This window comes from Lysinibacillus sp. GW823-FHT06C08, from assembly GCF_058795135.1.
On sequence record NZ_JBXAHN010000004.1, the window covers coordinates 164,749 to 176,422 of the forward strand.

Genomic DNA, 11,674 nt, shown 5'->3' on the forward strand with positions numbered 1-11,674 from the left:
GGCGAAAATACATGAAAATAAAATGCGTGTAAGAATGGGTACTACTGGTTTTTGTTTTACAACAAAAAAACCAAATTTAAAGGAGGAGACAACAATATGTCTCGTTATACAGGTCCATCTTGGAAATTATCTCGTCGTCTTGGTATCTCACTAAGCGGTACAGGTAAAGAAATCGAAAAACGTCCTTACGCACCAGGACAACACGGTCCAAACCAACGTAAAAAATTATCAGAATACGGTTTACAACTTCAAGAGAAGCAAAAACTTCGTCACATGTACGGCATGAACGAACGTCAATTCCGTACACTGTTTAACCGCGCTGGTAAAATGAAAGGTGTACACGGTGAAAACTTCATGATCCTTCTTGAAACTCGCCTTGACAACTTAGTTTACCGTTTAGGTTTAGCTCGTACTCGTCGTGGAGCTCGTCAATTAGTTAACCACGGTCACATCTTAGTAGATGGCAAACGCGTTGATATTCCATCATTCAGCGTAAAACCAGGTCAAACGATTTCTCTTCGTGAAAAATCTCAAAACCTTGCTGTTGTAGGTGAAGCAATCGAAGTAAACAACTTCGTACCTGACTACTTAACATTTGACGCTGACAAAAAAGAAGGTACATTCACTCGCCTTCCAGAGCGTTCTGAGTTATCAGCAGAAATCAACGAATCATTCATCGTAGAGTACTACTCTCGTTAATTTTTTAACGATAGAAATCTTCGGATTCTTAAACCCCGTAACCTTGGTATACCAAGTGTTTACGGGGTTTTTGTTTTGTATTTCACTTTCGATATTTAGTATTTCTTACTGGGGGTTTAGGGGAGCGACTGGAGGAGCGTTTTTTGCTTACTTAGTTTTTAAAAAACAAACAACGGACAGGTGTACTTTATTTTTATTTTAAGCCCTAGGTATTTCGACTATTCAAAGTTAAGCCTAATCAGAACCACCAGTCTAACTGGTGGTTTGCTCTACGCGTGAAACGCTGGGGTACTGGCCCATGTCTAAAGACACACTGAAAGGTCCGCCAACCGCACTCCGTTTTCACGCTACCACTAAAGTGGTTTTATCATTTTCCTTTTTTTGCTTTTATTTCTTCTCCTGTAAATGGATCAATGAATTCTTTCATGGTCATTTGATCCTCAAGAATATCCTCTTGTAATTGATTTTTTATATATTCCTGAATGATTTTTCTGTTTCTTCCTACTGTATCTACATAATATCCGCGACACCAAAACTTCCTGTTTCCATATTTGTATTTTAGGTTCGCATGTCGATCGAATATCATTAAACTACTTTTCCCTTTCAAATAACCCACAAACGATGAAACACTTAATTTGGGTGGGATACTTACCAACATATGAATATGATCAGGACATGCTGTTGCTTCAATAATTTCTACTCCTTTTCTTTCACATAACTGGCGAAGAATTCTACCTACATCTACTTTAATTTGTCCATAAATAATCTGCCTTCTATATTTTGGCGCAAAGACGATGTGATACTTACAATTCCATGTTGTGTATGCTAAACTTTTATTATCCATTTGGATCCCCTTTCGTACGAAGTCGGTTGACCAGACCTGAATTCATTGTACGGCTGGGGTTTTTTTCTTGTCCATAGCTAGAAGCTCTTTAGAACCCCTCGCATAGCAAGGGGTTTTCAAAAGATACAATAATAGTCACTCATTTTTCAAATGAGCGACTTAAATAATAACTAATAATTACTTTAAGCTTTTTACACAATGTAAATATGGCTTATTTGTTCTGTATTTTAAATAAGAGAATCATTTAATCTTACAATGTTTATTAACATATACTCTTTTATTTATTTCTTTATCATTACTTCTCCCGATAAATGATCCTTCTGCCCACTCAGCACGAATATATTCATTCCATTCCTTATAACTAATTAGGGGCACAAAGACTTTTTTAATTTTAAGTTGTTCGACTTTCTGATAATCCATCTGTAGTGACTTTACTGCTAGTTCTATTAATAAGTATTTGTGTAAAAGCTGGCGTTGCTCTGGATTAATCATCAGCGTCTACCAATGACGCCTTTCGGATCATATCAAAGGTAATATGCTTAATTGATAAATCTGTTTCTAATAGTAATTGCTTTTTATAAACATCGGTGCCAGTTATTAACCCTACCTGGCCTAGAAGTTTATTCTGGTGCCATAGCATTAATTTAACTAATTTTTGCAATTTAAACGCTCGCTGTATGGTTTGTTCTATTTCCTCTAACTCCCACTGAGTTAGGTCACGTTTTTTATCATATTTGATTAACCATCATAGATACTGCATTCTGCATCGCACGCATCGGTTGACTTAAACGATCTTCAATCTGAATTGCTGTTTGGATGGTTGCCATGTCATCACATCCTTTTTTGGCATAATAAAAAGCCACTCAAAGGTGGCTTTATTAATTAATTTAATTTTATAATTCCTGTTTCTGTACCCCAAAAACCTGTTTGTACTTGTAAGTCTAGACCTGTTAATCCAGTTGGAACTTCGAATAGTACGTTACCTGTAAGTGCTAATCCAGGATTAATTCCTTCAAAAGTAAAATATTTATCATCCGCTACGATAATAGTTGATGGTGAATATGATGCTCCATTAGCAGCTTTTAATTTAAAGAAACTCGAATCTGTTTGAATCATTTCTGTTCCACTATTTTTTACAGTCACATTTACATTCAAAAATACTGCACCTTCTGCATCAGGTTTATATTTCATGTATCCATTAGCAGCACTAATCTCATTAACTTCGTTTATTGAATTAACTTTAAAAATAACTTTTCCAACTGATAATTCTTCACCTATACTAACCTTTTTGTCCTTCCCAGCATCTGGTTTATCATTTTTTGAATCAGTGTTAGTTGATGCCGTAACTGGTTCTTTCTCTTTATCTGTTGTTTCTTTATTATCATCGCCAACAAACATCCCGATAATTATTAACAAGATAAATAAAGCAATAAAACCACCACAACCTATTTTTAAAAATTTTTTCATTAAAATATCCCTCCTTATACACAAATATACATGGATAATCGAGGTAAATCTATTACTTTTTTCATATTTCTACATTTTTCATCACTCTTTTCATTGAAAAAACACCCTCAAATGAGAGTGCTTAATAGTTGTCTTTTTTCGATTTGCTTTATTAATAACTGGTTCATTCGCTTAAGATTTGGCTGATTGCTTTTAGAAAAGAAACCAAAATTTTTAAGATTCAATAACTGAGGTCGCTCATTTTTTCTACTGACTCCTGCCACCAATACCCTATGTTATTACACCCTTATTGAAGGATTACAAACCTTCAATATTTCGACTATTTCATCGTGTTTAAAGTTACAGTTAATGTGGCTGTTGATGCGGAATTAATCCCTCGTAATCGTTTTACTAAAGTAGTTATTAACGACGAAGAACGAGAAGAACCTAATGTACTGAATATCCAGCAGCTTAATCGATTACTTGAAATTGCAGAATTAGCTGAACCTTTAACCTCTTATGCCATTAGAGTGTGGAGTTCTGGAATTCTATTAGAAGATGGTGAACAACTTAAAGAAAGTGGTGATGTATTTATTTCTTCACATACTAAAGAGCCGTATGCAGATAACTGTCTATTTTATGCATTCAAACGTTTATCAGAAAAGATGGGTATTTAGTTTTTATTTTAGGGGATTTTTAAGGGGGCAGACAGGAGTATAATTATCTTCTTATTTATCCTCGCGTACTTCAGCCTTTCATATTATAACTACGCGTTCTTACTTCAACAAAATTATTTACTACTACAAGTATAAGTGAATAAAGAGTAAATCTGTTTGCAGTCCAGTCACTTATCGATAAAAGAAAAACCAGAATGGATTTCTCCATTCCGGTTAAAGTCATACTTTTTGGTTTCCCATAAAATAAATAGCTTGATTATAAACTTATCTTACCATTCGTTAATTATAATCGCTCTAAATCTTGGTACTCTTTCATATAAGGGCCATCCTCTGCAACAAATGAATGATACATGGCCTTTACTGCAAAATTTTTCTCTAATCCCATTTCAGATTTTAGCTTTTTTAATTCATCATGCAGTACTCGATGTTCATTGATAAGCTTTAGCATAACTGTTTTATTATATTTCATTACATCCGTCCTTTTGTTTAACTACAACTTTAAAAATTAAATTCTGTTCTGTGGTTCTGCATTTAATCGATTTTTTCCTTCTAAATACGCATTAATGCACCATTAGGTTTTGGTAATTCTTGAGCTGATATTTGATTCATTTTACAAAAATGTTGAAAAAATTGTTGTGCCTGCTCTCGTTCATTTGGGTCACTTTTCAATGACATAATATCAAGTAAAATTTGAGCCATCCATAAATTTTCAAAATATCGGTATTTACCTGTATTCCATGTCATTTTTTCAGGAGATTTTTCATTTAAATAATATTTCCAGAAAAGCAACTGATCCGACTCCTGTTCTGTAAGCTGCAATCTGTATATGGAATGAGCAGGAATATATCCATCTTCACAAATTTTGCCGACAAAATCTTCTTTCACCATATAGACGCCTAAGATACGTCTTTCTTTTTCTAGCTTGCTCGAATCTACTGCTGTTAATAACACAGCGCTATTTGGATGCAAGCGACTCGGCTTGTTTGGTTTTCCTTTGTTATTGCCACTTTTTAAGACTCCTGAAAAAACTTTCCACTCTGAAAAAGAAGTAGTCTGTTCTTCAGTGTCACACCAAAAAACCATTTGTGATGAGGGATGAAGTTTATGGTTTTTCATAAGCTTTTCATGCTCCAAGCGAAGCGCCAGCTTTTTTCGTTGTAAAACTTTTTCCTCTTCCTTCTTCAATTCCTCCTCTTTTCGTTCATTTTCCTTTTTTTGTATAATTTCTTCAAGTGACCTAGCATCACTTTTATCATGTAGCTTTAGATGCGTTCCAAATACATCAGGGAAAACAAACTTCTTATTTTCAGATGCGAAATGTATTTCAATACTAGAATCATTATGCTTAACGATACTACCTACGCCAAAACGCTTATGCGTAACTTTCTTATTGATTAGATTCATTATTCTAGTCCTCCTTAGGGAATAAAAAAATTCGGTTACTATTAGATAATAAATTAATAATTATTCAACTAACGTCCTTAAAAGCTCACATAAACTGTTTTGATTTTTTTCTTTAGCTTAAAAAAGATTTAAAAAAGTCCCAAATTCAATCTGTAAAAATAGACATCGGATTTCGAAATACGATTTCAAAAAAATGATTATAAGACTATTATAACATTTTTTTAAAATTTCACAAATTTATTATTGACAACATATTTTATCATAAGGTAAAATTATAATTTATTCTCTGAATTACTTTAAAATAAAGGCCTCCAACAAACTTCTGGCAAATGCCAGTATCTTGTGATCAGTACCCCTCTGTAAAAGAAAACGAATAGTCTAAGGGAATGATTCCACAATCATGCACCAAAAAAGACCCCAATTTTGCAAAAGGTTATTGCAAAAATTAGGGCCAGAATTTGTTTAAACCAAGCCTATCTCTCTAGATACCAGCTCAATTAATTATTGACGGTCTGTCTACGTTCCTGTGAATTTCTTTTTGTAAATATCCTCTCCTATTATGTACATCCATTTTTGAAACTTCCTCTGTTTGTAGGTTTTCCCATTTGTAAATGTAAAAAATTTAGTCTGTATTTGTCTATCAAGGTTCAGGGCTTTTTTCACCATTTAATCGTAATTTATGAACAATCAATTTGAACCTACGTTTTTTCCACTTTTAATCAATAGCGCAGAAACTAATCCAATACTAAGTGTTGTAGCAAGAAGAAGGAAGGCTACAGTAAAGCTACCAGTTTGAATTAAATAAACAGATATGAATGGTGCAATACTTGTTCCAGCAAATAAAATGACTGTATACATAGAGACCGCAATCCCTCCCATATTCCAGCCTAACTGACTAACAAGTGTTACTAATGAAGGAACCGCCAGTGCAATCCCACCGACAAATAAAATACTAATAATCGTTAAACCAGCTATAGTTGAAATAAGGCTCATCACGGTTAGTGAGATAATCGAAAGACATAAGGCCATTTTTAATACAAATAGTACATTAAAACGCTTCGCTAATTTACCTGCAAATGGTGACATCACCATTCCTACTATCCCAAAGGCACGAATGTAAATGAGGTTTTGACTATTCATACCGAAGGAATCACTCGTTAAATATGCACCTAAAATAATGTACATACTGACAAATGACATTAATAATACAAACGAAATGATATAACTAAATATCAAATTTCTATTGGTAAAAATAATACCGATTCTCTTCAGAGGAACCCATATATTTTTAGATTCGTTCTGAAGTACTCCCTTCGGTAAGATCCACACGACTAACAAAGCAGTTATAAGATACACTGCAGCAAGCACATAAAAAATGACGTGCCAATGACTATGTTCACTTACATATCCACTAAACACTTGCCCAGCTATACCCGCAACAAGAAATCCCGTACTGATAAAACCAATTGCCCCAACCTTTCGATCATTGGGAAAAACCTCAAGAGTATAAGCAAGTGCTACTGGTGAAAATGTTGCTGCCGCAAGCCCTTGTATTCCTCTCAATAAAAGAATAATAGAAAAATCATTAACTAATCCTAGAAGTAACGTGATCATGCTTAGTGAAAAAAGCCCAAATACAATGACATTTTTTCGACCATATTTTTCTGATATCGCACCATAGAAAAAACAACCTAGTGCAAATCCAAGTGAAAAAACACTTGATGTAAAGCCTGCCTGAACCAATGAAATATTAAAATAATCACTGAATAAACTAATCAGAGGTATTGTTAAATAGAGACTAGACATCACTACCATACCTGTCCAGGATAAAATAGTTGTCATTAAAGCATAATTTTCTCGATTACCTGAAATTACAATATTCATTAAATAAATCACCCTTTTTAGTTTGATTAACTTATAGTTAGATAATCTAATTAAATGACTAAAAATTAAACTGTACCAACATAGCTACAGTTTAACGCTCCACATTTAGTTTTCTTTGTATTGATGTTAATAATTTACTCACTAGCTTCTCAAATACTTTTCGTTCATCAGGCTCCAAATCGATTAAATTAGAAGCACACGACGACCAATATGTCGGTAAAACTTCAGCTATAAAAGTACGACCTTCATCCGTTAAACTTACATATATCTTCCTCCGATCTTCCTTACTATGATTCCTTACAACAAGATTTCTTTTTTCTAACCAATCGAGCATTGACGTTGCAGATGCTCTCGTAATTCCCAGTCGTTTGGCTAAAGCAGACGGAGTCGCACGTCTTTCTCCATGTAATGTCAGTAATAGCAATAAGTCCAATTTACTTTCTGTAATACCAAATGGAGCTAACTCATTGTCTGTTACATCTAAAACATAATCGCTTAACCATAACAACATTAAACCCAATTTCGCATCTTCATGATTTGTTTCATTTGATGAAGACATCTGAATCAGTTCCACATACGGCTCTATCCCTAAGGCTGGTAAATCATCTTCATTCATGTACGTTTTCTTAAGTTTTGTCATTGAATCACCTTTTAATTAGATTATCTAACTATCAAATATTCTAACTATAAATTTAGTTGAAGGCAAGCACTTTTATTTCCACAAATTTCTTCAAAATAAAAGCTACTCCTTTTTTAGCGCAAACACAATGCCTCTCAACGATCATAAACCCTTCTCATTTTGTGACAATTTTATGTACTTTAAAATAGTAATTACATAGTTTCAAAATAATATATCCACTACCTTAATATTAAAAACAAAATATCAGTTATTTACTATTCCTAGACCACTTCAAATAGAACCTTTTCTCAAAAAATATATTTTATTTTTATAGTAAAACATTTTCTAAACATTATTATAATCAACATTCTTATACAATTCTTGTTTTCAAAGAATCATTTAATAAGCTAACTTTTTTGTAAAATAATAACAAGAATAAAATGAACAATTTTAATAAAAATACGAGTTGAACTTTAACAAAAAATAGAATACGATGAATTCCGAAAGGTGGTTCACCATCATTCAAGCAATAATAATTTTTAAAAAGGGGTTGGAAGTATGTCAGACGTTCTAAAGCAATTTGTTATGCCGAAAACAAACTTATTTGGACCTGGAGCAATTCAAGAAGTTGGTAAACACTTAAATGATTTAGAAGTGAAAAAGACATTAATCGTAACAGATGAGGGCTTACACAAATTAGGTCTCTCTGAACAAATTGCAAACATCATTACAGCTGCTGGAATTGATGTAGCAATTTTCCCTAAAGCAGAACCAAATCCAACAGATCAAAATATTGAAGATGGCATTGCAGCTTACCATGCTGAAGGCTGTGATTCAATCGTTTCTCTTGGAGGAGGGAGCGCTCATGATGCAGCAAAAGGTATCGGACTTATTGCTTCGAATGGTGGACGCATTCACGATTATGAAGGCGTTGATAAATCACAAAATCCACTTGTGCCATTAATTGCTATTAACACAACGGCTGGTACTGCTAGTGAAATGACTCGTTTCACCATTATTACAGATACAGCACGTAAAGTGAAGATGGCCATTGTTGACAAACATGTGACTCCGTTAGTTTCGATTAACGATCCAGAACTGATGATTGGATTACCTCCTGCTCTAACAGCAGCTACTGGTGTAGATGCATTGACACATGCTATTGAATCATTTGTTTCGACAAATGCTACACCAATTACGGATGCTTGTGCTGAGAAGGTACTTCAACTAGTTCCTGAATTCCTACCACGTGCCTATGCAAATGGAGCTGATTTAGAAGCACGTGAACAAATGGTATATGCACAATTTTTAGCAGGTATGGCCTTTAATAATGCTTCACTTGGCTATGTCCATGCAATTGCTCATCAGTTAGGTGGCTACTATAACCTACCTCATGGCGTATGTAATGCTATTTTATTGCCACATGTTTGCCGCTACAACGTAACAGCACGTACTGAGCGCTTTGCTCGCATTGCTGAATTATTAGGTGAAAATGTGGAAGGATTAAGTAAACGAGATGCTGCTGAAAAAGCTATTTCAGCGATTGAAAAGCTATCAAAAGATTTGAATATTCCTAGCGGCTTCCGCGAACTAGGTGCAAAAGACGAGGATATTGAAATTTTAGCAAAAAATGCGATGTTAGATGTATGTGCTGAGACAAATCCTCGTAAGGCAACACTAGAGGATATTAAACAAATTATTACAAATGCAATGGGCCCTATCGTGAAAAAAGAGGCATCGCTTGAAGCTGTTGCTCTTTCATAATTAATTTTAAAAACAAAAGGTGGAGATAAACAAAGCGTTTTCTCCACCTTTTTCCTATGCACTAAGATAAAAAAAACGTACACACATTGTTTAGATTGTTTAGAATGCAAACTCTCGCTATACTTTTCTTAAAAAAGAATAGGAGATAACAATATGCGTTTAATCTCGATATGCCCTAGCAATACGGAGCTTGTAGCCTATTTAGGACTGACAGACCAGCTTGTTGGAGTAGATGATTTCTCCGATTGGCCATCCAGCGTTAAAGATTTGCCACAGCTCGGCCCAGATTTATCTATTAATATGGACGATTTAGAGGATTTACAGCCCGATCTTGTTCTTGCTTCATTAAGTGTGCCTGGAATGGAGAAAAACATCGAGGAATTGCAAAGAAGAAATATCCCACATATTGTTTTTAATGCTAACTCGTTAGAGGAAATTGCTCAAGATCTCCTTTCACTCGGGAGAGCTTGTCATGTAGAAGAACGTGCTAAAATAATTGCGGAAGAATATTTGCAATCGATTGACAAAATGCGTACAGTTGCAAACTCCCTCATGAAGAAACCTACCCTTTATTGGGAATGGTGGCCGAACCCTATTTTTACACCAGGAAAAATAAATTGGCTAACAGAAATTAGTGCTATTGCAGGTGGAGTCAATTTATTTCAGGATGTCGAACTAGCCAGTGTTCAAACAGATTGGGCAGATGTTGTTAAACGAAAGCCTGACTACATCATGATGGCTTGGGTAGGCGTAGCTTTTGAGCGTATACAGCCATCCAACTTATTAAAGCGCCCTCATGCTAGTGAGCTACATGCCGTGAAAATGAAACAGCTCCATGTGATGGAGGAATGGCTTTATTGTCGCCCTTCTCCCCGCCTTATTGAAGGGGCTATAAAGCTAGCTAAAATATTGCACCCTCAACAATATGAACATATAAAATTGCCAAGTTTTTTATCATAAAAAAAAACATCCCCTTTTGGGTCGGGGGATGTTGTTTCAATCATTACACAAACTTCACCATATGATATTTTTTCTTACCGCGACGAACAATGCTAAATGCATCCTCTAGACGATCCTTTGCACCGAATACATATTCTAAATCCGTCACTTTTTCTCCATTGACACTAATTGCACCATTTGAAACGTCCTCACGCGCCTGACGTTTCGATGATGAGATGCCAGCTTCCACTAGAAGGTCTACAATATTTTTATCTTCCTTAGCCATTTCAATAGAAGGAACGTCTTTAAAAGCATCCTTCATTTCTTCAGCAGAAAGTGCTTTTAAATCGCCTGAAAATAATGCTGCTGTAATACGGATAGCTTGCTCTAATGCCTCTTGACCATGAATTAATCGTGTCATTTCCTCAGCAAGTGCTTTTTGAGCCTTACGTAAATGTGGCTCTTCCTCTACAGAAATAGCTAATGCTTCAATCTCTTCACGAGTAAGGAATGTGAATATTTTTAAGTATTTGATCACATCTGCATCCGCAGCATTGATCCAGAATTGGTAAAACTCATATGGAGATGTTTTCTTCCCATCTAACCAAACAGCACCACCAGCTGTTTTACCAAATTTCGTACCATCAGCTTTCGTCACTAATGGAATCGTAATCCCAAAGGCTTTAGTTTCTTCTTCATGAGTTTTACGAATAACCTCTAAACCTGTTGTAATATTACCCCATTGGTCAGAACCGCCTACTTGAATACGACAATTGTAGTGGTTGTATAGATGATTGTAATCAATCCCTTGAATTAATGTATAAGCAAACTCTGTGAAAGATATCCCCGTATCAAGTCGAGAAGCAATTGTATCTTTTGCCAACATGTAGTTAACATTAATTAATTTCCCATAATCACGTAAAAATTCAATCGTATTTATATTGCCGATCCAGTCACGATTGTTCACAAGCTGAGCGCCATTACCAGCTTCAGCAAAATCAAAAATACGTTCTAGTTGACCGCGGATACCTTGAACATTTTTATCGATTTGCTCCACAGTTTGTAATTGACGCTCTTCTGAACGACCTGAAGGATCTCCTATCATGCCTGTAGCCCCACCCACAAGTAAAATTGGACGGTGTCCCGCTTTTTGGAAGCGACGTAAAGTTAAAAGCGGAACAATATGTCCAATATGCATAGAATCTGCTGTTGGATCAACACCACAGTATAAAGAGACAGATTGTTCTTCTAATAATTTTGCCATACCATCAGCATCTGTTTGTTGATATAGCAGTCCACGCCATTCTAAATCTTGTAATAATTCGTTTGTCATGATGATTCCTCCTAATTGATTGAAATTCGCTACGTGCATGGACAAATTCATGAGATAAAAAAAAT

General features: G+C 35.0%; 13 protein-coding genes. 4 read left to right on the top strand and 9 right to left on the bottom strand.

The window, feature by feature from the left end; genetic code table 11:
* Positions 1–96: 96 nt before the first annotated feature.
* Positions 97–699: a 30S ribosomal protein S4 gene (rpsD, locus tag AC1Q6O_RS12480; RefSeq protein WP_008176787.1), complete on the top strand. Its 603-nt coding sequence runs from the start codon at positions 97–99 to the stop codon at positions 697–699.
* 367 nt (positions 700–1,066) lie between these two features.
* On the opposite strand, the gene tnpA is transcribed toward rpsD, so the two are convergent.
* The 4 genes from tnpA to AC1Q6O_RS12500 all read right to left on the bottom strand — a co-directional run bounded on the left by tnpA (position 1,067) and on the right by AC1Q6O_RS12500 (position 3,010).
* The gene (gene tnpA, locus AC1Q6O_RS12485; protein WP_342530425.1) at positions 1,067–1,543 is read right to left on the bottom strand and encodes an IS200/IS605 family transposase; all 477 of its coding nucleotides are present in this window, start codon (positions 1,541–1,543) and stop codon (positions 1,067–1,069) included.
* A 240-nt stretch (positions 1,544–1,783) separates the two neighbouring features.
* Positions 1,784–2,035, bottom strand: coding sequence for a hypothetical protein (locus tag AC1Q6O_RS12490; RefSeq protein WP_089985677.1), 252 nt, complete (start codon positions 2,033–2,035; stop codon positions 1,784–1,786).
* On the bottom strand, positions 2,028–2,282 hold the full coding sequence (locus AC1Q6O_RS12495; RefSeq protein ID WP_089985675.1) for a YolD-like family protein: 255 nt from the start codon (positions 2,280–2,282) through the stop codon (positions 2,028–2,030). Before AC1Q6O_RS12495 ends, AC1Q6O_RS12490 begins: the two co-directional genes overlap by 8 nt.
* A 143-nt stretch (positions 2,283–2,425) precedes the next feature.
* Positions 2,426–3,010, bottom strand: a complete 585-nt coding sequence (locus AC1Q6O_RS12500) for a DUF4352 domain-containing protein (protein WP_089985673.1) — start codon at positions 3,008–3,010, stop codon at positions 2,426–2,428.
* A 329-nt stretch (positions 3,011–3,339) separates the two neighbouring features.
* Between AC1Q6O_RS12500 and AC1Q6O_RS12505 the strand changes: the two genes are divergently transcribed.
* Positions 3,340–3,666, top strand: a complete 327-nt coding sequence (locus tag AC1Q6O_RS12505; protein WP_342550514.1) for a hypothetical protein — start codon at positions 3,340–3,342, stop codon at positions 3,664–3,666.
* 283 nt (positions 3,667–3,949) lie between these two features.
* Here the strand turns inward: AC1Q6O_RS12505 and AC1Q6O_RS12510 are convergent, their stop codons facing one another.
* From AC1Q6O_RS12510 to AC1Q6O_RS12525, 4 genes are all read right to left on the bottom strand, one after another.
* A complete protein-coding gene (locus AC1Q6O_RS12510) occupies positions 3,950–4,135 on the bottom strand; it encodes a hypothetical protein (protein WP_008176785.1) in 186 nt (61 codons plus the stop codon).
* An 80-nt stretch (positions 4,136–4,215) separates the two neighbouring features.
* Positions 4,216–5,070 (bottom strand): hypothetical protein, encoded by an 855-nt coding sequence (locus AC1Q6O_RS12515; protein ID WP_008176782.1) that lies wholly within the window; start codon positions 5,068–5,070, stop codon positions 4,216–4,218.
* A gap of 687 nt (positions 5,071–5,757) precedes the next feature.
* Positions 5,758–6,954 carry an MFS transporter gene (locus AC1Q6O_RS12520; protein ID WP_492401386.1) on the bottom strand — a complete coding sequence of 399 codons (1,197 nt, stop codon included), beginning with the start codon at positions 6,952–6,954 and terminating at the stop codon, positions 5,758–5,760.
* 91 nt (positions 6,955–7,045) lie between these two features.
* Positions 7,046–7,594: a MarR family winged helix-turn-helix transcriptional regulator gene (locus tag AC1Q6O_RS12525; protein WP_008176776.1), complete on the bottom strand. Its 549-nt coding sequence runs from the start codon at positions 7,592–7,594 to the stop codon at positions 7,046–7,048.
* A 537-nt stretch (positions 7,595–8,131) separates the two neighbouring features.
* On the opposite strand from AC1Q6O_RS12525, the gene AC1Q6O_RS12530 reads away from it, so the two are divergent.
* The gene (locus AC1Q6O_RS12530; RefSeq protein WP_008176772.1) at positions 8,132–9,337 is read left to right on the top strand and encodes an iron-containing alcohol dehydrogenase; all 1,206 of its coding nucleotides are present in this window, start codon (positions 8,132–8,134) and stop codon (positions 9,335–9,337) included.
* Positions 9,338–9,490: 153 nt separating this feature from the next.
* On the top strand, positions 9,491–10,297 hold the full coding sequence (locus AC1Q6O_RS12535) for a cobalamin-binding protein (RefSeq protein ID WP_089985667.1): 807 nt from the start codon (positions 9,491–9,493) through the stop codon (positions 10,295–10,297).
* 43 nt (positions 10,298–10,340) lie between these two features.
* Here AC1Q6O_RS12535 and tyrS read toward each other — a convergent pair whose 3' ends face one another.
* Positions 10,341–11,609 (bottom strand): tyrosine--tRNA ligase, encoded by a 1,269-nt coding sequence (gene tyrS, locus AC1Q6O_RS12540; RefSeq protein WP_089985665.1) that lies wholly within the window; start codon positions 11,607–11,609, stop codon positions 10,341–10,343.
* Positions 11,610–11,674 lie beyond the last annotated feature (65 nt).

Coding starts and splice junctions, on each gene's coding strand:
- rpsD (WP_008176787.1), top strand. CDS start 97: ATGTCTCGTTATACAGGTCCATCTTGGAAATTATCTCGTCGTCTTGGT.
- tnpA (WP_342530425.1), bottom strand. CDS start 1,543: ATGGATAATAAAAGTTTAGCATACACAACATGGAATTGTAAGTATCAC.
- AC1Q6O_RS12490 (WP_089985677.1), bottom strand. CDS start 2,035: ATGATTAATCCAGAGCAACGCCAGCTTTTACACAAATACTTATTAATA.
- AC1Q6O_RS12500 (WP_089985673.1), bottom strand. CDS start 3,010: ATGAAAAAATTTTTAAAAATAGGTTGTGGTGGTTTTATTGCTTTATTT.
- AC1Q6O_RS12510 (WP_008176785.1), bottom strand. CDS start 4,135: ATGAAATATAATAAAACAGTTATGCTAAAGCTTATCAATGAACATCGA.
- AC1Q6O_RS12515 (WP_008176782.1), bottom strand. CDS start 5,070: ATGAATCTAATCAATAAGAAAGTTACGCATAAGCGTTTTGGCGTAGGT.
- AC1Q6O_RS12520 (WP_492401386.1), bottom strand. CDS start 6,954: ATGAATATTGTAATTTCAGGTAATCGAGAAAATTATGCTTTAATGACA.
- AC1Q6O_RS12525 (WP_008176776.1), bottom strand. CDS start 7,594: ATGACAAAACTTAAGAAAACGTACATGAATGAAGATGATTTACCAGCC.
- AC1Q6O_RS12530 (WP_008176772.1), top strand. CDS start 8,132: ATGTCAGACGTTCTAAAGCAATTTGTTATGCCGAAAACAAACTTATTT.
- AC1Q6O_RS12535 (WP_089985667.1), top strand. CDS start 9,491: ATGCGTTTAATCTCGATATGCCCTAGCAATACGGAGCTTGTAGCCTAT.
- tyrS (WP_089985665.1), bottom strand. CDS start 11,609: ATGACAAACGAATTATTACAAGATTTAGAATGGCGTGGACTGCTATAT.